The sequence below is a fragment of the Variovorax sp. Varisp46 genome, assembly GCF_059491885.1.
In genome coordinates, this window is the sequence record NZ_CP168515.1 from 2,310,016 (window position 1) to 2,336,847 (window position 26,832).

Genomic DNA, 26,832 nt, shown 5'->3' on the forward strand with positions numbered 1-26,832 from the left:
CAACACAGAAAGTGATTGATTGACATGAAGCTGCTCCACATCGACTCCAGCATCCTCGGTACCAACTCCACCTCGCGCCTGCTCTCGGCCGAGGTCGTGACCGCGTGGCGCGCCGCCCACCCCGACACCGCCGTCGAATACCTCGACCTGGCCGTCGACACCCCCTCGCACTTCAGCGCCGATGCGCTGGGCATCAAGACCGGCGTGCAAGCACAGCCCACGGAAGCACAACAGCGTGAAAACGCCCTGTCCGAAAAGCTCGTGAGCCAGTTCCTGGCCTCGGACGTGATCGTCATCGGCACGCCCTTCTACAACTTCTCGATCCCGACGCAACTGAAGGCCTGGATCGACCGCCTCGCGCAGATCGGCCGCACCTTCAAGTACACCGACAAGGGCCCCGTGGGCCTGGCCGGCGGCAAGACCGTCATCGTGGCCTCGACCCGCGGCGGCATCTACTCGACCAGCGAAGGCGGCCAGGCAATGGAACACCAGGAGAGCTACCTCAAGGTGATCTTCGGCTTCTTCGGCATCACCGACGTGCGCTTCGTGCGCGCCGAGGGCGTGGCGATGGGCGACGAAGCCAGGGGCAAGGCCCTGGCCGCGGCCCGCGCCGACATCCTGGTGGCGACGGCCGAAGCCGCGAACCAGCGCGATGCCGCCATCGCAGCCTGAGTTCGCTCCCGCACCATGAAAAAAGCCGCCCGGCAGGGCGGCTTTTTTCGCTTTGCGCGGAGCAGATCAGATCAGGCTGCGTGGTTCTTGACCCAGGCCACGTACTTGTCCATCCAGCTCTGCAGGAACTTCTTCGAGCCTTCGTTGCCGATGTGGCCCTTGTCGTCGAACAGGTCGTCCTTGGCTTGCAGGAACACTTCGGGCGTGCCCATCGTGGGCACATCGAGGTAGGCCAGGATGTTGCGCAGATGCTGCTGCGCCAGCGCGGTGCCGATGGCACCCACCGAAATGCCGAGCACGCCGGCCGGCTTGCCCGCCCATGCGCTCTGGCCATAGGGGCGCGACGCATGGTCGATGGCGTTCTTCAGCACGCCGGGCACCGAACGGTTGTATTCGGGCGTGACAAACAGCAGGCCCTGAGCCGCCGCGATCTCGGTCTTGATGCGCTTCACCGCCGGCGCCTGGTTGCCGTCGTCGTCCTGGTTGTACAGCGGCAGGTCGTCGATGCGCAGGTTCTCGAAAGTGAAGTCCGCGGGTGCGAGGTGCGCCAGCGCGAGGGCCAGCTTGTGGTTGTACGAATCCTTGCGCAGGCTGCCGACAATGACGGCGATCCGGGTCTGGGCCATGGACGAAACTCCTTGTGTGAGGGGTTGGAATGACGGACACGATTATGCGAAGCGCCCAAGACCTTATCTGGAAAAGCCCATGCGGTGCCGGGCGTACGGCGTCGAATTGAACCGCATTCCGCCAACCCCATCAAGGCGCAGGACGCTCCCGTGACCCGGTCCTCTTCTTCGCACTGCGCCCCCAAGGCGCACGCCTGATGCGGCCCTTTGCCCGCCAGCGACTGCTGGAGAAGGCGACGGCGCAAAGCAGCCTCGCGCGAACGAAGGCATCATCGCTTCCGATCTTTTTTTGGCTCAGGAGCGACACGCGATGAGATTTCTGGTGGTGGGTGCCGGCGCACTCGGTGGTTATTTCGGCGGCCGTCTGCTGGAGGCGGGGCGAGACGTCACCTTCCTGCTGCGCCCGCGCCGTGCGGCACAGCTCGCAAAAACCGGGCTGGTGGTGCAGAGTCCCTTCGGCAACCTGCAGCTGCCCGCACCCAGGCACGTGCTGGCCGGCGGCATCGACGGCCCCTACGATGTGGTCGTGGTCGGCAGCAAGGCCTACGACCTCGATTCGACGATGGACTCCTTCGCGCCGGCGGTCGGCCCCGACACCGTGATCCTTCCGCTGCTCAATGGCATGAGCCACCTCGACCGCCTGGCCGAACGCTTCGGCAGCGAGCGTGTGCTGGGCGGCCTGTGCATGATCTCGGCCACGCTCGACGACGAGGGCCACGTGCTGCACCTCAACGACATGCATGGGCTGAGCTACGGCGAGCGCGCCGGCGGCCGCTCGGCCCGCGTAGATGCCATCGCGGCACAGTTCGCGGGTGCGAAATTCGATGCCACGGCCAGCGAGAGCATCTCGCAGGACATGTGGGAAAAGTGGGTCTTCATCGCTTCGGCAGCAGGCCTCACGAGCTTGATGCGCGCGTCCATTGGCGACATCGTGAGCGCCGGCGGGCAGGACGTGGCGCTGTCGATCTTCGACGAGTGCTGCGCCATCGCCGCGCACAACGGCTTTGCGCCCCGCCCCGCCGCCGTGCAGCGCGGGCGCGCCATCATGACGGCCGCCGGCTCGCCGATGACGGCGTCGATGTACAAGGACATGGTGCGCGGCGCGGCGGTCGAGGCGGATCACATCGTCGGCGACCTGCTGAGCCGCGCGGCGCCAAATAATTCGCCAGTGCCGACGGTGCTGCGCACCGCATACGTCCACCTCAAGGCCTACGAAGCGCAACGCGCCCGCACGGCGAGCGCCTGAGGCCATGCGCGACGCGCTGGCGTTCCTGCACACGGCACAGGTGCATGTGCCGACCTTCGAGCGGCTGGCGAGCGAGATCGCGCCCGCCCTGCGCGTGCGGCATTCGGTGCGGGAGGACCTGCTGGCCGATGCGCGCGTGGTGGGCCTCGATGACTCGGGGCTCGTGACACGCGTTCACGACGCCATGCGCGAAGCCGCATCCGGCGGTGCTGCGGCCGTCGTCTGCACCTGCTCGACCATTGGCACCATCGCGGAACGAACAGCTCCGAGCGGTGCGTTCAAGGCCATGCGCATCGATCGCGCCATGGCCGCCCTGCTCGCGGACCTCGGCATCGACGTACTCAGCAGCCCCGCACTGGGCGTTGAACGCGCAGCAGCGCTGGCGGCTACTCCGACTTGAGGATCGTCTCCCCCTTCAACATGCCCATGTCCCGGATGTTGAAGCGATGCCGCTTCCAGCCCTCCCAGGTCCGCCGCATGTGCGTGACCGAGATGAAGTAGTACAGAACCTTGAACATGCCGAGCGGCCCCCGCATCGGCGTGCCGCGGTAGATGTCGCCGGCCAGCAGCGACATCAGCCCCTCCTTCACGCGGAAGGGGTTGCCCGGATGCATGAACATGTCGCGGATGGTCGGGTTGGTCACGCGGTAGATGAACCACGAGTACTCGCGCGGGCCCTTGCGCATCATGGCCTCGAAGTCCTTGCGTGCGGCCGCCAGCTCGGTGGGCCGATCGAGCGCCTTTGCCACCAGTTCGGCGCCGTCGAAGGCGCTGTGCATCGCGAGGTACACGCCCGACGAGAACATCGGATCGATGAAGGTGAAGGCATCGCCCAGCATCAGGTAGCGATCACCCGTGGCGTGCGAACTCGAATACGAGAAATTGCCGGTGGCATGCACCGCATCGTCGACCAGCGTGGCGTTCTTCAGGCGTTCCACCAGCACCGGACAGGTCGCGATGGTGTCGTAGAAGAACTCCTTCAGCGGCTTGTCGCGCGTCTTCAGGTAGTACGGCCAGCACACCGCGCCCACGCTGGTGGTGCCGTCGGCCAGCGGAATGAACCAGAACCAGCCATGCGGAAACCAGCAGATGCTGATGTTGCCTTCCTTCTTACCCTCCAGCCGCTCGGCGTTCGTGAAGTGGCCGAACAGCGCGGTGCTGTTGTGGTCCGGGTTCTTTTCCTTGCAGCGGAATTTGTTGGCCAGCAGCGTGTCGCGGCCGGTGGCATCGACCACGAAGCGGGCGCGCCAGCTGCGGCGTGCGCCGTCGTCCATCTCGGCTCGCACCGTGGCGCCGTCGGCATCGAAGGCCACGTCGCGCACCTTGCAGCCTTCGATCGTCTGCGCGCCGCGCGCGGCCGCGTTGCGGAACAGCAGCTCGTCGAGCTCCGAACGGCGCACCTGCCAGGCGGAGTCGAGCGACTTGTCCATCCCTTCGGCAAAGTCCACGTAGCTGCGGTGCTCGTGCTCGGGCGAGACGAACTCGATGCCGAACTTGGGCATGCCGATCTTCTCGACCTGGTCGCGCACGCCGAGCTTGTCGAACAATTCGACGTTCGCGGGCAGCAGCGATTCGCCGATGTGAAAACGCGGATGGTGTTCCTTCTCGACCAGCACCACCTTGCGGCCCTGCTGCGTCAGCAGCGCCGAAATCGTCGACCCGGCGGGGCCGCCGCCGATCACGAACACGTCGCAGGATTCTGGAGAACTGGAAACGCCGGGGGAGGAAACCTGGGGCTGGGACATGCGAAGACAAGCTGCGTTGTTGACAGCGACAGAGCATAGCGCGCTCGCATCGCCCGAAGCAAAACGGGCTGGTCGCATGGGTCGGGAGACGGCACACTTGTGCCCCACCATCCCTTGCCCTTGAGGCATTGCACGCCATGTTCCTGCATCGCCTTGCCTTGGCTGCCGCGCTCTGCCTGACTGCCGCATGGAGCCATGCGGCGGGCTTCAGCTTCATCGAAGTCCCGGCCGACAAGGACGGGCCGGCCTTGCGTGGCGCGGTGTGGACACCTTGCGAGACGGCGCCCGGCGAGATCGCGTTCGGACTGATCGCCATTTCGGCCGCCAGGGACTGCCCCATCGCCGGCACGAAGCTCCCGCTGGTGCTGATGTCGCACGGCTCGGGTGGCTCGTTCCTGGGTCACCACGACACGGCGGCCGCGCTGGCCGATGCCGGCTTCGTGGTCGCCGCCATCAACCACCCGAACGACAACTTCCAGGATCTCGAGCGCCGGGGCCATCTCTCGACGCTGGCCGCGCGGCCGGTCGACATGCGGCGGCTGACCGACCACATGCTCGGCGCATGGCCCGCGCGCGAGAAGCTCGCCGCCGACCAGGTCGGCTTCTTCGGCTTCTCCCGCGGTGGCTTCACCGGCCTCGTGGCGACGGGCGCGGTGCCTGACTTCAGGCTCGGCCTGCGCTTTTGCACGCCGACATCGAAGATTCCGTTCTGCGGACAGATCCAGCGCCAGGAGCTGCCTGCGCCTCCGGTGCGCGATGCGCGCATCAAGGCCGCCGTCATCGTCGATCCGCTGAGCTTCTTCGACGCCGAGGGGTTGAATCAGGTCGCGGTGCCCGTCCAGCTTTGGGCCTCTGCCCGTGGCGGCGACGGGGTGACTCCGGACGACGTGGAAGCCATCCGCCGCAACCTTCCCGTGCCGCCGGACTGGCACGTGGCCGCGAACGCCGGGCACTTCGCGTTCTTGGCGCCCTGCGCGCCCGCCATGGCCAAGGCCCTGCCGGAGATCTGCAACGACGGCGCCGGCTTCGACCGCTCCGCCTTCCATGCGGACTTCAATGCGAGGGTGCTCGCCTTTTTCAGGCAGCACCTCACATCGAAGCCCTGATCCGGCCGCGCTACCGCGTGCGCCGCTGGCCGGCCAGTCGCCGTACCACCGCCACCAGCCGGTCGATTTCGTCGAAGGTGTTGTAGAACGCCAGCGACGGCCGCACTGTGGTCTCGACGCCGAAGCGCCGCAGGATCGGCTGCGCGCAGTGGTGCCCCGTGCGCACCGCAATGCCCTCGTCGTTGAGCGCGTGGCCCACCTCCTCGGTGCTGTAGCCGTCGAGCACGAAGGACATCACGCTGGCCTTGTCGGCCGCCGTGCCGATCAGCCGCACACCCGCAATCGCACCGAGCTGCGCCATGCCGTACAGCAGCAGGTCGTGTTCGTAGCGCGCGATGTTCTCGATACCGACCTTGTTGACATAGTCGATGGCGGCGCCCAGCCCCACGGCGTCGGCAATGTTGCCGGTGCCGGCCTCGAACTTGTTCGGGATCGGCTGGAACACGGTCTTCTCGAAGGTCACGTCGGCAATCATGTTGCCGCCGCCCTGCCAGGGCGGCATGTCTTCGAGCACCTCGCGCTTGCCCCAGACCACGCCGATGCCGGTGGGGCCGAAGACCTTATGGCCCGAGAACACGAAGAAGTCGGCTCCGATGTCCTGCACGTCCACGCGCATGTGCGACACCGATTGCGCGCCGTCGACCAGCGCCTTCGCGCCCGCGCGGTGCGCCAGCTCGACGATCTCCTTCACCGGCACCACGGTGCCCAGCGCATTCGAGACCTGCGTGACTGCCACGATCTTCGTGCGGTCGTTCAGCAGCTTGCGGTATTCGTCGAGCAGCACCTGGCCCGAGTCGTCCACCGGGATCACGCGCAGCTTCGCGCCCTTGGCGGCGGCGAGCTGCTGCCAAGGGACGATGTTGGCGTGGTGTTCGAGGTTCGACACGATGATCTCGTCGCCCTCGCCCACGTGCTGGCCACCCCAGCTCTTGGCTACGAGGTTGATGGCCTCGGTGGTGCCGCGCACGAAGATCACCTCTTCGACTTCGGGTGCGTTGATGAAGCGGCGCACCCGTTCGCGCGCGCCTTCGTAGGCGTCGGTAGCGCGCGCGGCCAGCTCATGGGCTGCGCGGTGGATGTTCGAGTTCTCGTGCTCGTAGAAGTACGCGATGCGGTCGATGACCGATTGCGGCTTGTGCGTGGTGGCGGCGTTGTCGAACCACACGATCTGCTTGCCGTTCACACGCTCCTGCAGGATCGGGAAGTCGCGCCGCACGGCATTCACGTCGAACGGCGGGTGCTGGCCGCGGCCGGCCAGTGGCACTGCATCGGGCCTGCGCGGATCAGCCTTTGCCGGCGTAACGAAGCCGTTGGGCAAACGCACCGCATCGACAAAATAGAACTGTGGCTCACTCCCTCGCCCCTCTGGGAAGAGGATTGGGCTGAAAGGTTGCCCCGCCCCCTGATACGGCTGCTGGCCCTCACCCCAGTCCTCTTCCGGAGGGAGAGGGGGCAAGACTCCAGCGGTCGCGCCGGCCGGTGGATGCCCGTAGCTGTTGCCCACGAAGTAGAACGGCGAGGCCCCGGCCTGCCGTGCAACGGGTGCGGCAGGCGCATTCGCCTGCTGCGGCACGCCCAGCACCGCACCGCCCGAGCGCGGCTCGAACGCCGGCGCCACCGACAGCACGCTGTCCGGCACGCCATTGCCTGCCACCGCATGCGGCCGCAAGGCCGGCGCGCGGTTCGCGAGCGAGGGCAGTTGCGTGGGTGATGCCGGCAGCAAGTTGGCGCCCGGAATCTGCCCTTGCGGAACCGGCGTGCCCGGCACGCTCGGCCCGAAGCCCGCAGGGCTTGCCAGCGGCGAACCCGGTGGCGCGACGTTGGGGGGAAACTGCGCGCCCGGCACCTCGGAGAACATGGCGCTCGCCATGCGCGCGAGGATGGCCGGGTCGAACGGCGCGTCGGGCGCCTCGCCCGGAATCGATGGAGTGCTGCTCACCGCGGCTTACTTGTAGGTGTCGGGATAGTCGTGGTACTTGCCGATCTCGACGTCGTCGAGCACGGCCAGCGCGTCGGTGGTCAGCACCGCGAGCGAGCAGTACAGCGAGATCAGGTAAGACGCGATCGCGTGGTTGTTGATGCCCATGAAGCGCACCGACAGCCCCGGGCCCTGCTCGCCCGACAGACCCGGCTGGAACAGGCCCACCACGCCCTGGCGCTTGTCGCCCACGCGCAGCAGCAGGATCTTGCTCTTGCCGTCGGCCACCGGCACCTTGTTCGACGGAATCAGCGGAATGCCGCGCCAGGTGATGAACTGCGAACCGAACAGGCTCACAGTCGGCGGCGGCGTGCCGCGGCGCGTGGCTTCGCGCCCGAAAGCGGCGATGGCCAGCGGGTGCGTGAGGAAGAATGCCGGCTCCTTCCACACCTTGGTCAACAGCTCGTCGAGGTCATCAGGCGTGGGCGCACCGGTCAGCGGGAAGATGCGCTGCTCTTCCGTCACTTGCGCCAGCAGGCCGTAGTCAGGGTTGTTGATGAGCTCGCTCTCCTGGTTCTCCTTGATCGTCTCGATCGTGAGGCGCAGCTGCTCCTTGATCTGGTCGTGCGGGCTGCTGTAGAGGTCGGAGATGCGGGTGTGCACGTCGAGCACGGTGCTCACGGCATTGAGGTAGTGCTCGCGCGGGCTTTCTTCGTAGTCGACGAAGGTGCGCGGCAGCTGGTTTTCTTCTTCGCGCGAGGTGCAGGTGACCTTGATCGATTCGGGATTCTTGACCTTGTTCACGCGGTAGATGCCGGCCTCCACCGGCACCCATTGCAGCAGGTGCGTCAGCCAGCGCGGGCTGATGGTTTCGAGCTGGGGGACTGTCTTGGTGGCATTGGCCAGCTGGCGTGCGGCGTTGTCGCCAAGGGCGGTGATACCACCGACTGTTGCGCTCATGAATCAAGGCTCCGTGTTGAGAAGAAAGTGGCCGCCAGTGTCCGGTAGCCACGGGTTTGCCCTCAACAGGCTATAGCCGCCAAGTTGATCCTTCGCGCAAGACGCGATTGTTCCAACTGCTCGCAGCGCATGAGCAGGCCGACCATGTTGATGCCGAGCGCGGTGGCCAGCTTCTGCGCGGTAACGATCGACGGGATGACGCGGCCGCGTTCGATCTCGCCCACGTAGGAGCGGTTCAGATCGGAGCGCTCGGCCAACTCCTCCTGCGACCAGCCCTCGCCTTCGCGCAGCTGGCGGATGGTCACGCCGAAGTCTTCGACGAATGCTTTCATGCGCCACCCTTCGGTGCGTTCTGCAGGCTGGCCTGCGTGACGCTCGCACCCGGTTTCACGTCGTCGGTGATCCAGACGTTGCCGCCGATGACCGCGCCCTTGCCAAGCGTGACGCGGCCGAGAATGGTCGCGCCCGCGTAGATGACCACGTCGTCTTCCACCACCGGATGCCGCGGCAGCCCCTTCTGCAGGTTGCCCTCGGTGTCGATCGGAAAACGCTTGGCACCGAGCGTCACGGCCTGGTACAGCCGCACACGCTTGCCGATGACCGCCGTCTCGCCGATCACGACGCCAGTGCCGTGGTCGATGAAGAAGCCCGCGTCGATCTGCGCGCCCGGGTGGATGTCGATGCCCGTCTGCCCGTGCGCCAACTCGGCCACGATGCGTGCCAGCAGCGGCAGGCCGAGCTTGTAGAGTTCGTGCGCAAGGCGATGGTGGATCATCGCGAGCACGCCGGGGTAGCACAGCAGCACCTCGTCGACGCTGCGCGCAGCCGGGTCGCCCTGGTAGGCCGCGAGCACGTCGCTGTCGAGCAGGCGGCGCAGTCCAGGCAGTGCGTTCGCGAACCGGCGCACGGCCTCGGTGGCAATGTCATCGACCTCGTGCGCGGGGCGCGGCTCGTGGCGCGCGTTGTAGTTGAGTTCAAGCCGTGCCTGCGCCAGCAGCGCCTGCAGCGCCGCATCGAGTGTGTGGCCGACGTAGAAGTCTTCACTCTCGTGGCGCAGGTCCGGCGGGCCCAGCCGCATCGGAAAGAGCGCGCCTTTCAGCGACTCGACGGTCTGCGCAAGCGCATCGCGCGACGGAAACTCGCGTGCGCCGGGCTCGCGCGAGCGGCGCTGCGAGTCGCGCCACTCGTCGCGCACGCTGTGCAGCGCACGCACGATGTCGCTCACTTCGAAATGGGCCATGTGTGTTTCTCCCTGGAAGATGTGCCTGGTGCGCTCAGTCCTGCACCCACGGCAGGCCGTGGAAGCGCCAACCGTCGGAGCCGCCGCGATGCTGCTGCGCATCGATCTCGCCCTCGAAGCCTTCGAGCACGTTGAACACCTGCGTGAAACCCGCCTTGGCAGCGGCCTCGGCCGCCAGCGCGGACCGCTTGCCGCTGCGGCACAACAGCAGCACCACGGCCTCCTTGCCGCCGTCCTTCGCAAGCCTGGCTTCGAGTTCGCGCACGAAGCGGGGGTTGCGCGTGAGCGCCGTACCGGTGGCCCACGCCACGTGCAGGCTCTCGGGCACATGGCCGACGAACTTGCGTTCTTCACCCGAGCGCACATCGACCAGCACGGCCAGGCCCTTCTGCACCAACTCCCAGGCCACCGGTGGCGTCACGCCGCCGGCGTAAGGTAAATTGCTTTCGGTGGCCTTGGCGCGCGCCTGTTCCCGTGCTTCGGGCAAGACGAGTTCTTCAACTTCCACTGACATGCTGTGCGGCTCCTGTTATGCGTTGGATTCGCCTTGATGGCGATGGCCACCACTGTAGGAGCCCGGGGCGCAAGCTCAAACAACCGAAAAGTCGGTTCCTAACAACCAGACGTTGTATAGCCGCATGTCAGGCAGCGGCTCCCGCGGTGGCGGCGCGCACGGCCGGCGCGGTCTGATCCACGCTCTGCTTTCAGGAACACCGCCAGGTTCGAGTTGGGCGTTCGCCTCGAAGATGTTGATCCTCCCTGTGCGCTCGACTCCGATGACGATGATCTTTCCATTTCTGAAAGTCACGGAAGCGTCACCTGAACACGACATCGGAGCAATCCAGGAGATCCTTGTTCTCCCACACAGACCCACTGGAGGGTTCGACGACTTCGATCTTCTTTACTGAATCAAGCGGATACCGCTTGTCAGCCGCGTGGACCAGGGCGCCTGTTGCAGCTGCAACCAACGCCGCCATGCCCCGCAGATCGCTGCAAGCACACACCCTCGAAAACGAAAAAACCCGGCGCCAAAGCGGCGCCGGGTCATCGCAGATGCCCGAGGGTCCGTCAGAGCTTCGCGATCGAAACCTCGGTCGACTTCACGAGCGCGACCACGTCGGAGCCCACCTTCAGCTGCAGCTCGTCGACCGAGCGCGTGGTGATGACCGAGGTGACGATGCCCCAGGCGGTCTCGACGTCGACTTCGGAGACGACGTCGCCGCGGATGATCTCGCGGACCTTGCCCTTGAACTGGTTGCGCACGTTGATGGCTTGGATGGACATGATGTTTCTTTCTCTTTCAGGTTGAAGGAATGATCGGGATGGGTAAAACAGGAGCGATGCGATCACCTGGCTGCGGCCAAGGCCTGTTCGAGGTCGGCGATCAGGTCGTCGATGTGCTCGATGCCGACCGACAGGCGAACTGTGTCCTCCGTGACGCCGGCCTTGGCAAGCTCTTCGGGCGACAACTGCCGGTGCGTGGTCGATGCGGGGTGCGTGGCCAGCGAGCGCACGTCGCCGATGTTCACGAGGCGCGTGAAGAGCTTCAGCGCATCGAGGAACTTCGCCCCGCCCTCGCGACCGGCGCCGATGCCGAAGGTCAGCACGCCGCTGGAACGGCCGCCGAAGTACTTCTTCGCCAGCGCATGATCGGCATGGTCTTCGAGCGCAGCGTAGTTCACCCAGTTGACGGCCTTGCTCTGCTTGAGGTGCTGCGCCACCGCCAGTGCATTGCTGCTGATGCGGTCCATGCGCAGCGCCAGCGTCTCGATGCCCTGCAGGATCAGGAAGGCGTTGAACGGCGAGATGGCCGCGCCCGTGTTGCGCAGCGGCACCACGCGTGCGCGGCCGATGTAGGCGGCCGCGCCCAGCGCCTCGGTGTAGACCACGCCGTGATAGCTCACGTCGGGTTCGTTCAAGCGCCTGAAGCGCTGCTTGTGCTCCGCCCACGGGAACTTGCCCGAATCGACGATGGCGCCGCCGATGCTGGTGCCGTGGCCCCCCAGGTACTTGGTGAGCGAATGCACCACGATGTCGGCGCCGTGCTCGATGGGCCGGCTCAGGTACGGCGACGGCACCGTGTTGTCGACGATCAGCGGCACGCCGTGGCGGTGCGCGATCTCGGCGATGGCCGCGATGTCGGTCACGTTGCCGGCCGGGTTGCCCAACGATTCGACGAACACCGCCTTGGTCTTCTCGTCGAACAGCTTATCGAAACTCGACGGATCGCGGTGGTCCGCGAAGCGCGTGGTAATGCCGAATTGCGGCAGCGTGTGGGCGAACAGGTTGTAGGTGCCGCCATACAGCGCGGTGCTGCTGATGATGTTGTCGCCCGCCTCCGCGATGGTCTGGATCGCATAGGTCACGGCCGCCTGGCCCGAGGCCAGCGCGAGCGCGGCGATGCCGCCTTCCAGCGCGGCCACGCGCTGCTCAAGCACATCCTGCGTCGGGTTGTTGATGCGGGTGTAGATGTTGCCCGGCACCTTCAGGTCGAACAGGTCGGCGCCGTGCTGCGCGCTGTCGAAGGCGTAGGCCACCGTCTGGTAGATCGGCGGCGCCACGGCGCGGGTGGTCGGCTCGGGCGAATAGCCGGCGTGCACCGACAGGGTTTCGAATTTCCAGTTCTGCGACATGCGGATCACCTTTCAGAGTTGAAGGAAAAAGCGAGCTGGCGGATTGAATTCATCCAGGAATACCGCGGAACCGGCTCTGCCGGCCGCTGGTATTGCCCCCAGCGAGGGGGTTGGCGGCCACACGAAGTGGGCAAGCCTGGGGGGTGAACATCAAATTGCCCAGCGCAGGGCATGGGCCGGGGGCGTAAGCCAACTGGCATCGGTGCTTTGCGCGTCGGTCTCTTCGGACTTCTGCAGCACCCTGTCGAGGATTCGTTTTTCAATCGCCGCAAAGGCAGGGTCGCCCTGCGAGCGCGGACGGGCCAGCGCGATGTTCTCGTCGAGTGCGATCCGGCCGTCTTCAATCAGGATCACGCGATCGGCCAGCGCAACGGCTTCCTGCACGTCGTGCGTCACCAGCAGCGCGGTGAAGCGGTGGTGCTGCCACAGGTTCTCGATGAGGCGGTGCATCTCGATGCGCGTCAACGCATCCAGCGCGCCCAGCGGCTCGTCGAGCAGCAGCAGGCGCGGGTGGTGCACCAGCGCGCGCGCCAGTGCCACACGCTGGCGCTGCCCGCCCGACAGGCGTGCAGGCCATTCGTTCTCGCGGTCGGCCAACCCGACTTGCGCGAGCACTTCCTTGCCGCGCGCCTTCGCCTCGTTCGACAGGCCCAGCGTCACGTTGTCGAGCACGCGGCGCCAGGGAAGAAGGCGCGCCTCCTGGAACATGATGCGGGTGTCGTCGTGCAGGCCGTTCACAGCCTTGCCGTCGGTGTAGAGCCCGCCAGAGCTCGGTTCCTCCAGGCCCGCGACGAGCCGCAGCAGCGTGCTCTTGCCGCAGCCGCTGCGCCCGACGATGGCGATGAACTGGCCCGGCTCGATGGTCAACCGGGTGTTGCGCAGCACTTCGCGCGCGCCATAGCGCTTGTGCAGGCCGCGCGCTTCGAGGCGCACGCCACCGGCGATGGCCTGGGGTTGGATGTCTTTCAGAACGGCACTCATGGGTCAGGCTCCAGGCTTGAACAGCGCCACATTCAGCGCATCGATCTTTCGGGGCAGCAGCTTTTCGGCGAAAAAGGCGTCGGCGATACGCTGCTGTTCGACCAGACCCTCGGGCGCCACCGGGCGCACCGCGTAGCTGCGGCGGGCGTTGGCCTGTTCGATGGTCGCGGCGTCGAGGCCCCACACCGGGGACAGCAATGCGGCCGCCTCCTTCGGGTTCTGCTTGACCCACCGGCCGGTCTTCTCCAGTTCGGCATAGACCACGCGCAGCACGTCGGGTCGCGCCTTCGCGAACCTGGTGCGCGCCAGGTAGTAGCGCTGGTACGACGCGATGCCCGTGCCGTCGGCCAACGCGCGCACCTTCGACTGGCGCTGCGCGGCGGCGAGGAACGGATCCCACACCACCCAGGCGTCGATCGCGCCCTTCTCGAAGGCTGCACGGCCGTCGGCAGGCGTAAGGTAGGCGGGCTCGATGTCCTTGAACGACAGACCGGCATTGTCGAGCGCGGCGATCAGCAGGTAGTGCGCACCAGCCGCCTTGGCAAAACCGACCTTCTTGCCCTTCAGGTCGGCCACGATCTTGAGCGGCGAATCTTCACGCACGACGATGGCCTGCGCGGCGGGCGACGGCGCTTCCTGAGCGATGAAGGTCAGGTCGGCGCCTGCCGCCTGTGCGAACACGGGCACGGTGTCGGCCACGTCGGCGCTGATATCGAGGTTGTCGAGGTTCAGCGCTTCGAGCAGCGGCAGGCCGCTGGTGAACTCGTGCCAGCTCAGCGCGGCGTTGAGCGGCGCGAGCTGCTTCTCGAGCGCGCCCTGTGCCCTGAGCACGGCGATCAACGTCGACGACTTCTGGTAGCCGAGCCGCACGATGACCGGCCGCGCGGCCACGCCCTGTGCAAGCACCGTGCCGGCCCCCATTGCGCCCAGCGCGGCGATGGCCGCGCGTCGGGAGATGATGGACGAATGTGTCATGCCCCGGTCCTCACTTCGCCTTCTTCTGGTAGCCGGGGTGCCAGCGCAGCCACCATTGCTCCAGCCCGCGCGCGAACAGGTCGGCCAGCTTGCCGAGCAGCGCGTACAGCAGGATGCCCACCAGCACGATGTCGGTCTGCAGAAACTCGCGGGCGTTCATCGTGAGGTAGCCGATACCGGCCTGCGCCGAGATGGTCTCGGCCACGATCAGGATCACCCACATCAGGCCGAGCGAGAAGCGCAGGCCCACCAGGATCGACGACAGCGCCCCCGGCAGGATCACCTCGCGGTACAGCTGCCATCGCGACAGGCCATAGGTGCGGCCCATCTCGATCAGCTGCGGATCGACGTTGCGGATGCCGTGGAAGGTGTTGAGATAGATCGGGAAGAACACCGACACCGAGATCAGGAACAGCTTGGCCGATTCGTCGATGCCGAACCACAGGATCACCAGCGGGATCAGCGCGAGCGCCGGAATGTTGCGCACCATCTGGATGGTGGAGTCGAGCAGCGTCTCGGCGAACTTCACCGAGCCCGTCAGCAGGCCCAGCGCGAGCCCTGCCCCGCCGCCGATGGCGAGCCCCGCGAGCGCGCGGCCCGCGCTGACCTTCACGTGTGTCCACAGCTCGCCCGAGGCCGTGAGCGTCCATGCGGCCTTGACCACGTCGACCGGCGCCGGCAGCACGCGGGTGCTGAGCCAGCCCAGCGACGACGCGATCTGCCAGAACACGATGAGCCCGACGGGCACGAGCCACGGCACCAGCCGCTTCGCGACGTTGACGGCGAACCCTGCGAGCGTGCTGCCGGTGTTTTCCACCGGCGCCACGGCCGGCAGCTCCTGAACTTGTTCGGTCATGTGATTCCCTCTTTTCAAGAAACACCGTGGAGCCGGCTTTGCCGGGCCGCTGGTGTTGCCCCCTGCAAGGGGGTTGGCGAAGCGACACGAAGTGCGCGAAGACTGGGGATGTGCGTCATTTCTAGCTTTGGGAAGCGAGGCGCGAGGGCGCGTCGAGATTGGCAACGACTTCGCCGAACGGGCCGCTCAGCGAGCCGCCGGCCAGCTGCGTCTTCGCCTTGCGCGAGAGCAGCGGGAACACCAGCTCGGCGAAGCGGTAAGCCTCTTCGAGGTGCGGATAGCCCGAGAGAATGAACTTGTCGAGGCCGAGCGCTGCGTACTCCTCGATGCGCGCCGCGACGGTCTTCGGGTCGCCCACCAGCGCGGTGCCGGCGCCACCGCGCACGAGGCCCACGCCGGCCCAGAGGTTGGGCGAAATCTCCAGTTCTGCACGCGAGCGCCTGGCGCCGCCCGCATGCAGCGCGGCCATGCGGCGCTGGCCTTCGGAGTCCATGCGCGCAAAGGCGGCCTGGGCGCGAATGACCGTCTCGTCGTCGACGCGGCTGATCAGTTCCTCGGCAGCCTTCCATGCGGCGTCTTCGGTCTCGCGCACGATCACGTGCAGGCGAATGCCGAACTCCACCGTCCGCCCTTTGCGCGCGGCACGGTTGCGCACGTCGGCGATCTTCCTGGCCACCTCCGCGGGCGGTTCGCCCCATGTGAGATAGGCATCGACCTGCTCGGCCGCAAGCTCGTGCGCGGCGGCCGACGAGCCGCCGAACCACACCGGTGGATGAGGGTTCTGCACCGGCGGATAGAGCAGCTTCGCGCCCTTCACGCTCAGGTGCCGGCCCTCGTAGTCGAAGGCCTGCCCGCCGTGGCTGCGCGCAAGAATCTCGCGCCAGATGCGGATGAACTCGGCCGACTGCTCGTAGCGCGATGCATGGTCGAGGTAGACACCATCGCCTTCGAGCTCGGCCTGGTCGCCGCCGGTCACGAGGTTCACGAGCACACGCCCGCCCGAGAGCCGGTCGAAGGTCGCGGCCATGCGCGCGGCCAGGCTGGGCTGATGCAGGCCGGGGCGCACCGCGACCAGGAACTTGAGCTTCTTCGTCGAGCCGATCAGGCTGGAGGCGATGACCCAAGGGTCTTCGCACGAACGGCCCGTCGGGATCAGCACGCCTTCGTAGCCGAGGTTGTCGGCCGCGCCGGCAATCTGCTGCAGGTAGGCCAGGTCGACGGGGCGCGCGCCTTCGCTCGTGCCGAGGTAGCGGCTGTCGCCGTGCGTGGGGAGGAACCAGAAGATCTGCATCACGCGATCCCCGCGCCGGCGGCTTCGAGCACGTTGATCTTTTTGGGGATCAGCTTCAGCGCGAAGAAGGTGTCGGCAATTTTTTGCTGCTCGCCCAGAATGGCCTTGGTGATGGGCGAGGTGCCGAAGGCCGTGCGGCCCTGCGCGAGGTCGGCCACTGGCTTGGGCAGGCCCCAGAGCGCGGCCAGCTCGGTGGCCAGTTCGTCCTTGTGGGCGGCGCCCCAGGTGTCGACCTTGTTGACTTCCTCGATTGCGATCGCGAGCACGTCGGCGTTCTTCGCGACGTAGTCGAGCGACGAGAAGTAGTAGCCGCGGTTGCCGACCACGCCGGTGGCGTCGGCCAGGATGCGCGCGTCGAGCGACTTCTGGGCCGCGGCCAGGAACGGATCCCAGATGACCCATGCGTCGACCGAGCCCTTCTCGAACGCGGCGCGCGCATCGGCCGGCGGCAGGTAGACCAGGTTGAGGTCCGCGTATGCGAGGCCGTGCTTTTCGGCCAGCTTGACGATGAAGTAGTGAACGTTCGAGCCCTTGTTGAGCACGATCTTCCTGCCCTTCAGATCTGCCACGGTCTTGATGGCAGAGCCCTTGGGCACCAGCACCGCCTCGGCCTGCGGACGCGGCACCGTCGCACCCACGTAGGCCAGCGGCGCACCGGCGGCCTGCGCGAAGATGGGCGGCGCCTCGCCCACGTCGCCGAAATCGATCGAGCCGACGTTCAGTGCTTCGAGCTGCACGGGGCCGGCCGTGAACTCGGTCCACTTCACGCTCACGCCGAGCGGTGCCAGGCGCTTCTCGAGCGTGCCGCGGCCCTTGAGCAACGTGAGATAGCCCTTCTGGTGGCCGATGCGGAACTGGCGCGCGGGCGCCTGCGCCAATGCGGCGAACGAGGAAGGCAGCGCGATGGCGGCGGCAGCGCCCTGGATCAGGCGGCGGCGGGGAGCAGAAATCTGTTGTGTCATGGCAAGGCTTGTGTGGAATGCGCCGCGCTCAGGCGGCGGCAATGAAGCTCACGATCAGCGCGATGGCGCTGACGACGACGACGCTCACGGCGAGATCGCCCAGCGCGTGCCAGAGGGAGCGCGGCGTCGTGTCGAGCACGGAGTCTTCGGTGGCAACGGGGTTCATGCGGAGATTCCTTGGTGTTGCAAAACGTCGGGCAAAGGCTGTCCCGCACCGCGCGCAGGCGGTTCTCAAAACAGCGGGAATGAAGGGCGAGGTCGAGAAGCCGGACTCGCGACGAGTCCGCGCTTTCAGACGCTACATCGCACTCGGGAGAACGGCACCGGCTCGAAGCCGTGGGTCGCGGGCAGCTTCAGGCCTTCCGTGGCCAGCACCTCTGTGGCCTCGTTGAGCCGTTCGGCCAGGTCGGGGTGCACCTGGTAGGCGTTCTCGGGCGTCAGCGCAATCTGCGATTCGCTGGCGTAGACGCCCGGCAGGATGTGACGCGCCGCCAGCGACTGCAGCACGGGCCGCAATGCGTAGTCGAGCGCGAGCATGTGGTGCGGGCTGCCGCCAGTGGCCAGCGGCAGCACCGTCTTGCCCTTGAGCGCGTTCTGCGAGAGCAGGTCGAGGAAGACCTTGAGCACACCGCTGTAGGCCGCCTTGTAGACCGGCGTGGCCACCACGACAACGCGGGCCTCGGCCACCTTGGCAATCGCGTTCACGATGGCCGGATGGTTCCAGTCGGCCAGCAGCAGCGCCTGCGCCGGCAACTCGCGGATGGCGAGCCGCTCGATCCGCGCATGGCGCTGGGCCAGGCGCTCGCCCACCGCGTCGAGCAAGGCGGTGGAGCGGGACGGGGTCGAGGGACTGCCGGCAATCAGGAGAACGGACACGGGAAGCTTTCGTTTTTGATCTTCGGAAATTCAGGGCGAGCCGGGCCACGGCGCACGTCGAACGGCGCCCTGCACTGCCGGCCTGGCAGCGGGTTGGCTTCTTACTTCTGCCTGGTCGTATAGATCTGGTCGAAGGAGCCGCCGTCAGCGAAATGCTCCTTGTCGGCTTTCGCCCAGCCACCGAAGGCCTGGTCGATGGTCACCAGCGTGAGCTTGGGGAACTGCTTGTCGTACTTGGCCTTCGCCTTGTCCGACGTCGGGCGGTAGAAGTTGCGGCCGGCGATGTCCTGGCCTTCGTCGGAGTAAAGGTATTTCAGGTATTCCTCGGCCACGGCACGCGTGCCCTTCTTGTCGACGACCTTGTCGACCACCGACACGCTGGGCTCGGCCAGGATGGAGATCGACGGCACGACGATCTCGAACTTCTCGGGGCCGAATTCCTTCAGCGCCAGGAAGGCTTCGTTTTCCCAGGCCAGCAGCACGTCGCCCACGCCGCGCTGCACGAAGGTAATGGTCGAGCCGCGCGCACCGGTGTCGAGCACAGGCACGTTCTTGAACAGGCTGCCGATGTATTCCTTGGCCTTGGCGTCGCCGCCGTACTTGCGCTTGGCGAACTCCCACGCGGCCAGGTAGTTCCAGCGGGCGCCGCCCGAGGTCTTGGGGTTGGGGGTGATCACCTGTACGCCGGGCTTGATCAGGTCGTCCCAGTCCTTCAGGCCCTTGGGGTTGCCCTTCTTCACCAGGAACACGATGGTCGAGGTATAGGGAGCCGAGTTGTGCGGCAGGCGCTTCTGCCAGTCCGCATTGACGAGGCCGCCATGCTTGACGATGGCATCGATGTCGCCGCCCAGCGCCAGCGTGGCCACGTCGGCGTCGATGCCGTCGATGATCGAGCGCGCCTGCTTGCCCGAGCCGCCGTGCGACTGCTTGACCGACACATCCTGGCCGGTCTTGGCCTTCCAGTACTTGGCGAAGGCCTGGTTGTAGTCCACGTAGAGCTCGCGCGTCGGGTCGTACGACACGTTCAGCAGCGTCACCGGACCCTTGGCCGCGGCAGGAACCTGCTGCGTGAACGCCGGCAACGCCGACAGGGCCATGGCACCGGCCGCACCGGCACCCAGGGAAAGCTTGATAAAGTCGCGGCGAAGGCTCATGGTGTCTTGCTCTAAAAAGGCATATCAATGAAGCTGCGTATTCTCAATACGACATATAGAAACTGGAACAACCAAGTTTTCAGTTCTAAATAGCCAAATCAACTAAGCAACCGCTTTCCCCACTTTTCCCGTTCAAAGGCAATCGAAATGGCACGCATGGTTCAGTGCATCAAGCTCGGCAAAGAGGCCGAAGGGCTCGACTTCCCGCCCTACCCAGGCGATCTGGGCAAGCGCCTGTGGGAAAACGTCAGCAAGGAAGCCTGGGCCGCCTGGCTCAAGCAGCAGACCATGCTGGTCAATGAAAACCGGCTGAACCTGGCCGACCTGCGCGCCCGCCAGTACCTGGCGCGGCAGATGGAAAAGCATTTCTTCGGCGAAGGCGCCGACGTGGCCCAGGGTTACGTACCCCCGTCGGGAAGCTGATCGCCGCCGCTGCGTCGTGAACGCAGAACCGGTGGCCTGGCGCGCCGACGGCGTGCCCCGAAGCGAACGCTTCGACGACATCTACCACACCGAAACCGGGGCCCTGGCGCAATCGCGCCATGTGTTCCTGGGTGGCTGCGGCCTGCCCGAAGCGTGGGCCGGACAGCCGCAATGGCTGATTCTCGAAACCGGCTTCGGGCTGGGCCTCAATTTCCTGACAACCTGGCAGGCGTGGCGCTCGGATTCGGCGCGGCCGCGCATGCTGCACTTCGTCTCGGTCGAGGCGCATCCGGTTTCACCCGACGATCTGCTGCGCGCGGCCGGCGCGTATCCCGAACTGGCGTCCCTTGCCGGCGAACTGGCTGCGCAGTGGCATGGGCTGCTGCCCGGCTTTCACCGGCTGGCGTTCGATGAGGGCCGCGTGCTGCTCACCCTCTGCATCGGCGACGTGCAGCCGATGCTGCGCGCTCAGCGCTTCGAGGCCGACAGCATCTTTCTGGACGGCTTCAGCCCGCAGCAGAACCCTGCAATGTGGTCGGAAGACACGCTCAAAGCGGTGTCTCGCTTCGCGCGGCAGGGCACGCGCATCGCCACCTGGACCATCGCACGGGCGGTGCGTGATGCGCTCGTGCAGTTCGGGTTCACGGTCGAGAAGCGCCAGGGCCTGCCGCCCAAGCGCGATTGCCTGCACGGCGTGTTCGCGCCCGCCTGGACGGTGCGCCGCCGCGGCCCCATGCCCGAGCGAATCGGCACGCCAGACCATTGCGCCGTCATTGGTGCCGGGCTTGCGGGCGCGGCCGTGGCGGCCAGCCTGGCGCGGCGCGGCTGGCAGGTCTCGGTGCTGGATGCCGCCGAGCGGCCCGCATCAGGCGCTTCGGGGCTGCCCGTGGGCATGCTGGCGCCGCACGTGTCGCCTGACGACTCCCTGCTCTCGCGCCTCACGCGTGCCGGCATCCGCGCCACGTGGATCGAGCTGACGCGGCTGCTCGAAGAAGGCCGCGACTGGCGCGCCAGCGGCGTGCTGGAGCGCCGGCCCGATGGCGATGTGCGCGTTCCGGCCGGCTGGAACGACGACGGGCCCAACGAATCGTGGCCCGCGAATGGGGCGCAGTTGGCGGCGGTTGGCCTGCCGGTCGATGTGCCCGCCCTCTGGCACGCACGCGCCGCCTGGGTGCGGCCGCACCGGCTGATCGCCGCATGGCTGCGCCAGCCGGGCGTCGAGTTTCGCGGCGGATGCCAGGTGGCACGCCTGGAGCGCCGTGCGAACAGCTGGCAATTGTTCGACCCGGCCGGTGAGTTGCTGACAGACGCCGACCGCGTGGTCATTTGCGCAGGCTTCGAATCGGACCGCTTCGCCCCCAAGCTGCCCCTGCAGCCGGTGCGCGGCCAGGTCGCCTGGGGCTACATGGCCGACGGCATCGAATTGCCCGCCACCCCCCTGAACGGCGACGGCCATCTGGTCGCACGCGTGCCCGATGCCGAAGGCACCCCGATCTGGCTGGCCGGCGCGACCTTCGATCGCGACAGCACGGACCTCGCCCCGACCGCGGCCGACAGCGACTCCAACCGGGAGCGCCTTGCGCGGCTGCACCCGGCGTCGGCCGCTGCGCTGGCTCCTTCGTTCGCGCACGGCAAGGTCCGCAGCTGGGTTGGCATCCGCTGTGCTTCGGGCGACCGGCGCCCGCTGGTCGGCCCGATCGGCGCGGAAGCACCGGGCCTCTGGGCCTGCACCGCATTGGGTTCGCGCGGCCTGAGCTTCGCTGCGCTGTGCGCCGAACTGCTGGCTGCGCAGTGGCATGCCGAGCCGCTGCCCCTGCCGGCCACGCTGGCCAAGGCGCTTGGAACGCAGCGGCTCTAGCCAGCGCCCTGCCCCGAAACTGCCCGCTGTGGTCGATCCGGCAGTCCCCATAGGTGCGCCGATTTTGTGGCATACGCCAGCGCAATCACCGCTTTGCCACGCGAACGCGTGAGAATGCGGCGCATGGCCATCCAGTACGACATCAAGCACACCACCGTCTACCGCTACAAGAAGCCGGTCACCTTCGGCCAGCACCGTGTGATGTTCCGCCCGCGCGACAGCCATGACCTGCGCGTGCTGGCCACCGACCTGCAGGTGAGCCCGCAGGCCTTCACCCGGCTCATTCAAGATCCGCATTCCAACTCCGTGGCGCTGGTGCAGCCGATGGGCGAGGCGACCGAGTTGCGCATCGTCTGCTCGTTCACCATCGAGCAGGTGCCGGCGCAGCAGGACCAGCTGGCGCTCGACCCGGCCGCCGAATTCCTGCCCTTTGCCTACTCGGTGCAGGAGCGTCTCGACCTCGAGCACTACCTGCGCCCGCACCACGACGACGACGCCCAGGGCACGCTGATCCGCTGGGCCCACCAGTTCCTGCACACCGACAAGCCCAACAGCACGCGCGAGGTGCTCGCACGCATGAACGCGCACATCGGCCAGAGTCTCGAATACAAGGCACGCGACGAGGAAGGCACGCAAACGCCGCTCGTCACGCTGGCGCTCGGCAGCGGCAGTTGCCGCGACTACGCGCTGCTGATGATGGAAGCCGCGCGGCGCCTGGGCATCGCGACGCGTTTCGTCTCGGGCTACATCTATGACGCCGCGCTCGACAACGCCGCGCAGGCCCAGGGCGAATCGATGACCGGCGCCGGCACCACGCATGCCTGGCTGCAGGCCTACCTGCCGGGCATCGGCTGGCTGGCCTTCGACCCGACCAACAATCTGATGGGCAGCGGCCAACTGATCCGCGTGGGCGTCACGCGCGACCCGGCGCAGGCGGCGCCGATCTCGGGCAGCTGGTATGGGGATGCCGAGGCCTATGAGGGCCTCGAAGCGACGGTGGTCGTCACGCGCCGCAAGGACTGAACGGGCATCGCCGGGGGCCGCCGGCGCTTGGGCCTCAGCCCCCCGCCGCCCCGCCCAACTGGAACCGGAACACCGCGCCCTTGTCGGGCTGCTGCACCAGCCGGATGTCGCTGCCGTGCAGCTGCAGGATTCGCTTCACGATCACGAGGCCCAGCCCGCCGCTGCTGGCGCTGTCGGTGCGCGAACCGTTCATGAACACCGGGCGCATGAACAGGGCCTTCTGCAGTTCACCCGGAATGCCCGGGCCCGTGTCGCTCACCTGCACCGTCACGCCCGCGTTCTCCGCCCGCAGCTGCACCACGATCTCGCCGCCCTCGGGCGTGTGGCGGATGGCGTTGTCCAGCAGGTTGGTCAGCACGCGCTCGATCATCCCGAGGTCGGCCGACACCACCGGCAGGCCCGGTGCGATGTCGGGCTCGAGGCGTTGATGGCGCGCTTCGGCCGCCAGCTCGAACTTCTGGAACACGTCCTGCACGAGGTCGGCCAGCGCGAAGTTCTCTTTCTCGGGCTTGACCACGCCGTATTCGAGCCGCGCCAGCTCGAACACCTCTTGCGCGAGCCGGCCGACCTTGCGGCTCTGGCCTAGCGCGATCTCCAGGTAGCGCCGTCGCTCCGACTCGTCGAGCGTGCCCGCCTTGAGCAGCAGGGTCTCGAGGTAGCCATGCAACGAAGTGAGCGGCGTGCGAAGGTCGTGCGAGATGTTGGCGAACAGCTCGCGGCGCTGCTGGTCCTGCAGCGTGAGCTCGCGCCATTGCTCTGCGATGCGGCGCGTCATCTGCGTGAAGGCCTGGCCCAGCTGGGCGATTTCGTCAGTGCCGTGGGAGAGGCGCTCCAGCGTGGGCGCTTCGCTTTCGAGTGAAGCGATGCCCTCGGTCTCGAAGCGCTTCACCGCCGCCGTCAGCTCGCGCAACGGCCGCGTGATGAGGCGAAAGGCCGCGAGGCCCGCGAGCAGCCCGAGCAGCGCCACCAGCCCCATCGACCAGAGCGTGGTGCGCAGCACGTTGTCGGCGCCCACGTTGGCGACCAGCGCGTCGTGGTCCTCGCCCTGCAGCACCACGTAGACGTAACCCGCATCGCGCCCGCCCATGCGCAGCGGCGCGGCGCTGAATACCTTGGAGGCTGTGAGGCTGCGCGGGTCGTCGCCCGCGATCGGCAGTGGCGCGCCCGACAGCAGCTTGCGGATCGGCCCCAGCGCGACCCTGTCGCGCTTCAGGTGCCCGGCCGGTGCGGCCTGCGCCTCGATGCGGCCGTCGAGCCCCAGCAGGTAGACCTCCACGCTCGGGTTGACGGCCATCAGCTTGTCGAACAGGTCCTTTACCGCTTCCTGGTCGAGGCCGCCCGGCTTCATCAGCTCGGAGTTTTCCGCGATGTGCGCCGCCAGCCCGGTCGACAGGCGCTGGACGACCTCCTGCTCGTGCATGCCGTTGGAGCGCACCTGCAGCCACACCGAGGCACCGCAGCACACCAGCAGCAGCACCGCGAACACGGCCGACAGCCGCCGCGACAGGGTGGCCCAGGCGATCACGCCACGTCCTCCCCGCTCCCGGTGGCTGACAACTTGTAGCCGCGCCCCCACACCGTGAGGATGCGCCGTGGCTCTGCCGGGTCGGCCTCCACCTTGGTGCGCAGCCGGTTGATGTGCGTGTTCACCGTGTGCTCGTAGCCATCGTGCTGGTAGCCCCAGACCTGATTGAGCAGATCGAGCCGCGAGAACACCTTGCCCGGGTTGCGCGCGAAGAAGTACAGCAGGTCGAACTCGCGCGGCGTGAGCTCGATGAGCCTGCCGTCCACGCGCACCTCGCGCGCCAGCGGCTCGATGCCGAGGTTGCCGAGCGTGAGGCTGCCGGACTCCATGCGTGCGTTGCGCGCCAGCGCATCGGTGCGCCGCAGCAGCGCCTTTACGCGGGCCACCAGCTCCAGCACCGAGAAAGGCTTGGCCAGGTAGTCGTCGGCGCCCAGTTCCAGCCCGAGGATGCGGTGCACCTCGCTCGACCGCGCGCTGATGATGATGATGGGCGTGTAACGCGTCATGGCGCGGGCACGGCGGCAGATTTCGAGGCCGTCGATGCCGGGCAGCATCAGGTCGAGCACCAGCGCGTCCCAGCTGCCGCGCTCCAGCTCGCGCAGGCCGGCATGGCCGTCGGCGGCGTGCTCGACCGCATAGCCTTCGTCGCGCAGGTGCATGCGCAGGAGTTCGGCGATATGGGCGTCGTCCTCGACGATCAGCACGCGTTTGGGGGTGTCCATGGCCTCGATTGTCCCGCCATCCGGGTTCTGGAGTTATCACGATTAATTGAACTTTGCGTGATGAATCGGCCATGGGGTGCGCCCAACAATCCACCCCATGAACAGCTCAGCCATCGCCCCTCCTGCCGACCCGGCCGCGGCGTCCGATCGCCGCCCGATCCATCCGCTGTGGATGCGCATCACGCACTGGCTCAACGCGCTGGCCGTGATGATCCTGGCGACGAGCGGCTGGCGCATCTACGACGCGTCTCCGTTCTTCCCGTTCACCATTCCGGCCGCCATCACGCTCGGCGGCTGGCTCGGCGGTGCGCTGCAGTGGCACTTCGCGGCGATGTGGCTGCTGGTGTTCAACGGCTTCGTGTACCTCGCCATCAATATCGCCAGCGGACGGCTGGCGCGCAAGTTCTTTCCCGTGACGCCCCGCGGCGTCTGGCACGACGCGCTGGCCGCACTGAAAGGCCAGCTCTCGCATGCCGACCCGCGCCACTACAACAGCGTGCAGAAGCTGGCCTACCTGTTCGTGATGCTCGACCTGATCGTCATCGTGCTGTCGGGCTTGGTGCTGTGGAAGTCGGTGCAGTTCCCCGTGCTGCGCGAACTGATGGGCGGCTACGAGTTCGCGCGCCGCATCCATTTCTTCGCGATGGCGGCCATCGTCGCCTTCGTCGCCGTGCACCTCGTGATGGTCGCCCTGGTGCCCCGAACCCTGCTCACCATGATCCGCGGCCGCGCGCCGAAAACGGAGCTCTCCCCCAGCCTTCGCGCACTTCGTGTCGATCCGTCAACCCCCTTCCGGGGGCAACACCAGCGGCCCGGCAAAGCCGGTTCCGCGGTGTCCCACGAAGAGACCGCGCAACTTACGCAACACAGCGCAGGAAAGTGACGTGAAGATCTTCAAAGCCCCCACCCTGAGCGGCATCGACGGTGACGCCGTGCTGCGCGAAGCCCGCACACTGATCGCGAAGCAGCTCGACCAGCCCTCGCGCCGCGCCTTCCTGCAGCGCTCGCTGACGCTCGGCGGCCTCTCGCTGCTCACGGGTTGCAGCCTCAGCGACAACGCGCAGGTGGAAGCCGCGCTCACGAAGATCTCGCGCTTCAACGACAAGGTGCAGGGCCTGATCTTCAGCCCGACGCAGCTTGCGCTGACCTACTCGGAAGCAGAGATCACGCGCCCCTTCCCCTTCAACGCCTACTACGGCGAGGACGAGGTGCGCGAAGTGGACGAGGCCAGCTACAAGCTCGAAGTGACCGGCATGGTTGCCGACAAGCACGCCTGGACGCTCGCCGAACTGCGCGCCATGCCGCAGCAAGACCAGATCACCCGCCACATCTGCGTGGAAGGCTGGAGCGCCATCGGCAAATGGGGCGGCGTGCGCTTTGCCGACTTCCTGCGCCACATCGGCGCCGACACCACTGCCAAGTACGTCGGCTTCAAGTGCGCCGACGACTACTACACCAGCATCGACATGCCCACCGCGCTGCATCCGCAGACCTTGCTGACCCTGACCTACGACGGACAGCCCCTGCCGCCCAAGTACGGCTTTCCGATGAAACTGCGCATGCCGACGAAGCTTGGCTACAAGAACCCGAAGCACATCAAGGCGATGTTCGTCACCAACACCTATTCCGGCGGCTACTGGGAAGACCAGGGCTACAACTGGTTCGGAGGGAGCTGAGGGGCTGCTGAAGCCGCTCGACTGCCGAAGAAAGCGCGAGGCCGTGTTCATTGAACCGAGCCGATCCTGAAAACGAAACTTCATCAACCACTAGGAAAATTCCAAATGAACAAGCTCACCGCAACCCTGCTCGCAACCTGCATGGCCTTCGCCGGCGCCTCGGCATTCGCCGCGGACGAAATGGTGAAAGACGGCATGGCCAAGGACGGCATGAAGAAAGACGCCATGTCGAAGGACGGCATGAAGAAGGACTCGATGGCCAAGGATTCGATGTCGAAGGACGGCATGAAGAAGGACGCCATGAAAAAGGACAGCATGGACAAGGACGAGATGAAGAAGTAAGCGCCTTCGCAACCGCCATTGA

General features: G+C 66.8%; 28 protein-coding genes and 1 pseudogene. 10 read left to right on the forward strand and 19 right to left on the reverse strand.

What is annotated here, in order from left to right:
- Positions 1 to 24: 24 nt before the first annotated feature.
- Positions 25 to 672, forward strand: a complete 648-nt coding sequence (locus ACEN9N_RS10910; protein WP_007829228.1) for an FMN-dependent NADH-azoreductase — start codon at positions 25 to 27, stop codon at positions 670 to 672.
- Positions 673 to 743: 71 nt separating this feature from the next.
- Here the strand turns inward: ACEN9N_RS10910 and ACEN9N_RS10915 are convergent, their stop codons facing one another.
- Positions 744 to 1,298, reverse strand: a complete 555-nt coding sequence (locus tag ACEN9N_RS10915) for an NADPH-dependent FMN reductase (protein ID WP_413311623.1) — start codon at positions 1,296 to 1,298, stop codon at positions 744 to 746.
- 310 nt (positions 1,299 to 1,608) lie between these two features.
- Here ACEN9N_RS10915 and panE point away from each other — a divergent pair, with 310 nt between their 5' ends.
- Positions 1,609 to 2,544 carry a 2-dehydropantoate 2-reductase gene (gene panE / locus ACEN9N_RS10920; protein WP_495656056.1) on the forward strand — a complete coding sequence of 312 codons (936 nt, stop codon included), beginning with the start codon at positions 1,609 to 1,611 and terminating at the stop codon, positions 2,542 to 2,544.
- 4 nt (positions 2,545 to 2,548) lie between these two features.
- Positions 2,549 to 2,944: a hypothetical protein gene (locus tag ACEN9N_RS10925; RefSeq protein WP_495656057.1), complete on the forward strand. Its 396-nt coding sequence runs from the start codon at positions 2,549 to 2,551 to the stop codon at positions 2,942 to 2,944.
- Here the strand turns inward: ACEN9N_RS10925 and ACEN9N_RS10930 are convergent.
- Positions 2,931 to 4,289: an NAD(P)/FAD-dependent oxidoreductase gene (locus tag ACEN9N_RS10930; RefSeq protein ID WP_495656058.1), complete on the reverse strand. Its 1,359-nt coding sequence runs from the start codon at positions 4,287 to 4,289 to the stop codon at positions 2,931 to 2,933. The two genes, ACEN9N_RS10925 and ACEN9N_RS10930, sit on opposite strands and share 14 nt — an antisense overlap.
- Positions 4,290 to 4,426: 137 nt before the next feature.
- On the opposite strand from ACEN9N_RS10930, the gene ACEN9N_RS10935 reads away from it, so the two are divergent.
- Positions 4,427 to 5,395, forward strand: coding sequence for an alpha/beta hydrolase family protein (locus ACEN9N_RS10935; RefSeq protein WP_413331558.1), 969 nt, complete (start codon positions 4,427 to 4,429; stop codon positions 5,393 to 5,395).
- 10 nt (positions 5,396 to 5,405) lie between these two features.
- Here ACEN9N_RS10935 and ACEN9N_RS10940 read toward each other — a convergent pair whose 3' ends face one another.
- The 15 genes from ACEN9N_RS10940 to ACEN9N_RS11010 all read right to left on the reverse strand — a co-directional run bounded on the left by ACEN9N_RS10940 (position 5,406) and on the right by ACEN9N_RS11010 (position 19,241).
- Positions 5,406 to 7,265, reverse strand: a complete 1,860-nt coding sequence (locus ACEN9N_RS10940) for a family 2A encapsulin nanocompartment cargo protein cysteine desulfurase (protein WP_495656373.1) — start codon at positions 7,263 to 7,265, stop codon at positions 5,406 to 5,408.
- A 75-nt stretch (positions 7,266 to 7,340) separates the two neighbouring features.
- On the reverse strand, positions 7,341 to 8,273 hold the full coding sequence (locus ACEN9N_RS10945) for a family 2A encapsulin nanocompartment shell protein (RefSeq protein WP_056598965.1): 933 nt from the start codon (positions 8,271 to 8,273) through the stop codon (positions 7,341 to 7,343).
- Between the two features lie 62 nt (positions 8,274 to 8,335).
- Entirely contained in the window at positions 8,336 to 8,605 is a 270-nt protein-coding gene (locus ACEN9N_RS10950) for a helix-turn-helix domain-containing protein (protein WP_007829247.1), read from the reverse strand.
- Entirely contained in the window at positions 8,602 to 9,513 is a 912-nt protein-coding gene (gene epsC / locus ACEN9N_RS10955; protein WP_413311611.1) for a serine O-acetyltransferase EpsC, read from the reverse strand. Before epsC ends, ACEN9N_RS10950 begins: the two co-directional genes overlap by 4 nt.
- 34 nt (positions 9,514 to 9,547) lie before the next feature.
- Positions 9,548 to 10,027 (reverse strand): rhodanese-like domain-containing protein, encoded by a 480-nt coding sequence (locus ACEN9N_RS10960; protein WP_495656059.1) that lies wholly within the window; start codon positions 10,025 to 10,027, stop codon positions 9,548 to 9,550.
- A 554-nt stretch (positions 10,028 to 10,581) separates the two neighbouring features.
- Positions 10,582 to 10,797 (reverse strand): TOBE domain-containing protein, encoded by a 216-nt coding sequence (locus ACEN9N_RS10965; RefSeq protein ID WP_007829250.1) that lies wholly within the window; start codon positions 10,795 to 10,797, stop codon positions 10,582 to 10,584.
- 62 nt (positions 10,798 to 10,859) lie between these two features.
- Complete coding sequence (locus ACEN9N_RS10970) at positions 10,860 to 12,146, reverse strand: O-acetylhomoserine aminocarboxypropyltransferase/cysteine synthase family protein (RefSeq protein ID WP_413311604.1); 1,287 nt, start codon at positions 12,144 to 12,146, stop codon at positions 10,860 to 10,862.
- A gap of 150 nt (positions 12,147 to 12,296) precedes the next feature.
- Positions 12,297 to 13,127: an ATP-binding cassette domain-containing protein gene (locus ACEN9N_RS10975; RefSeq protein WP_495656060.1), complete on the reverse strand. Its 831-nt coding sequence runs from the start codon at positions 13,125 to 13,127 to the stop codon at positions 12,297 to 12,299.
- Positions 13,128 to 13,130: 3 nt separating this feature from the next.
- Complete coding sequence (locus tag ACEN9N_RS10980; protein WP_495656061.1) at positions 13,131 to 14,102, reverse strand: aliphatic sulfonate ABC transporter substrate-binding protein; 972 nt, start codon at positions 14,100 to 14,102, stop codon at positions 13,131 to 13,133.
- A gap of 10 nt (positions 14,103 to 14,112) precedes the next feature.
- A complete protein-coding gene (gene ssuC / locus ACEN9N_RS10985) occupies positions 14,113 to 14,958 on the reverse strand; it encodes an aliphatic sulfonate ABC transporter permease SsuC (RefSeq protein WP_007829255.1) in 846 nt (281 codons plus the stop codon).
- A 121-nt stretch (positions 14,959 to 15,079) separates the two neighbouring features.
- Positions 15,080 to 16,249, reverse strand: a complete 1,170-nt coding sequence (gene ssuD, locus ACEN9N_RS10990) for an FMNH2-dependent alkanesulfonate monooxygenase (RefSeq protein WP_495656062.1) — start codon at positions 16,247 to 16,249, stop codon at positions 15,080 to 15,082.
- Entirely contained in the window at positions 16,249 to 17,211 is a 963-nt protein-coding gene (locus tag ACEN9N_RS10995; protein WP_413311598.1) for a sulfonate ABC transporter substrate-binding protein, read from the reverse strand. The genes ssuD and ACEN9N_RS10995 overlap by 1 nt, the downstream gene beginning before the upstream one ends.
- A 28-nt stretch (positions 17,212 to 17,239) precedes the next feature.
- Positions 17,240 to 17,377, reverse strand: coding sequence for a hypothetical protein (locus ACEN9N_RS11000; protein WP_007829260.1), 138 nt, complete (start codon positions 17,375 to 17,377; stop codon positions 17,240 to 17,242).
- A 125-nt stretch (positions 17,378 to 17,502) separates the two neighbouring features.
- Entirely contained in the window at positions 17,503 to 18,087 is a 585-nt protein-coding gene (gene ssuE, locus ACEN9N_RS11005) for an NADPH-dependent FMN reductase (protein ID WP_007829262.1), read from the reverse strand.
- Between the two features lie 101 nt (positions 18,088 to 18,188).
- On the reverse strand, positions 18,189 to 19,241 hold the full coding sequence (locus ACEN9N_RS11010) for a sulfate ABC transporter substrate-binding protein (protein WP_495656063.1): 1,053 nt from the start codon (positions 19,239 to 19,241) through the stop codon (positions 18,189 to 18,191).
- Between the two features lie 147 nt (positions 19,242 to 19,388).
- Between ACEN9N_RS11010 and ACEN9N_RS11015 the strand changes: the two genes are divergently transcribed.
- The 3 genes from ACEN9N_RS11015 (at position 19,389) to ACEN9N_RS11025 (ending at position 22,545) form a co-directional block, all read left to right on the forward strand.
- Positions 19,389 to 19,664 (forward strand): oxidative damage protection protein, encoded by a 276-nt coding sequence (locus ACEN9N_RS11015; protein WP_007829266.1) that lies wholly within the window; start codon positions 19,389 to 19,391, stop codon positions 19,662 to 19,664.
- 16 nt (positions 19,665 to 19,680) lie between these two features.
- Positions 19,681 to 21,522, forward strand: coding sequence for a bifunctional tRNA (5-methylaminomethyl-2-thiouridine)(34)-methyltransferase MnmC2/FAD-dependent 5-carboxymethylaminomethyl-2-thiouridine(34) oxidoreductase MnmC1 (gene mnmC, locus ACEN9N_RS11020; protein ID WP_495656064.1), 1,842 nt, complete (start codon positions 19,681 to 19,683; stop codon positions 21,520 to 21,522).
- Positions 21,523 to 21,645: 123 nt separating this feature from the next.
- A complete protein-coding gene (locus ACEN9N_RS11025; RefSeq protein ID WP_007829270.1) occupies positions 21,646 to 22,545 on the forward strand; it encodes a transglutaminase family protein in 900 nt (299 codons plus the stop codon).
- A 34-nt stretch (positions 22,546 to 22,579) separates the two neighbouring features.
- Here ACEN9N_RS11025 and ACEN9N_RS11030 read toward each other — a convergent pair whose 3' ends face one another.
- Complete coding sequence (locus ACEN9N_RS11030) at positions 22,580 to 24,070, reverse strand: sensor histidine kinase (RefSeq protein ID WP_495656065.1); 1,491 nt, start codon at positions 24,068 to 24,070, stop codon at positions 22,580 to 22,582.
- Positions 24,067 to 24,792 carry a response regulator transcription factor gene (locus ACEN9N_RS11035; protein ID WP_413747515.1) on the reverse strand — a complete coding sequence of 242 codons (726 nt, stop codon included), beginning with the start codon at positions 24,790 to 24,792 and terminating at the stop codon, positions 24,067 to 24,069. The genes ACEN9N_RS11030 and ACEN9N_RS11035 overlap by 4 nt, the downstream gene beginning before the upstream one ends.
- A gap of 97 nt (positions 24,793 to 24,889) precedes the next feature.
- On the opposite strand from ACEN9N_RS11035, the pseudogene ACEN9N_RS11040 reads away from it, so the two are divergent.
- The 3 genes and pseudogenes from ACEN9N_RS11040 to ACEN9N_RS11050 form a co-directional block, all read left to right on the forward strand.
- Positions 24,890 to 25,531, forward strand: a pseudogene (locus ACEN9N_RS11040) (cytochrome b/b6 domain-containing protein); the annotation flags it as partial.
- Positions 25,532 to 25,676: 145 nt separating this feature from the next.
- Positions 25,677 to 26,468, forward strand: coding sequence for a molybdopterin-dependent oxidoreductase (locus tag ACEN9N_RS11045; protein WP_495656066.1), 792 nt, complete (start codon positions 25,677 to 25,679; stop codon positions 26,466 to 26,468).
- A gap of 105 nt (positions 26,469 to 26,573) precedes the next feature.
- The gene (locus ACEN9N_RS11050; protein ID WP_007839323.1) at positions 26,574 to 26,810 is read left to right on the forward strand and encodes a pentapeptide MXKDX repeat protein; all 237 of its coding nucleotides are present in this window, start codon (positions 26,574 to 26,576) and stop codon (positions 26,808 to 26,810) included.
- The last annotated feature ends 22 nt before the right edge of the window (positions 26,811 to 26,832 follow it).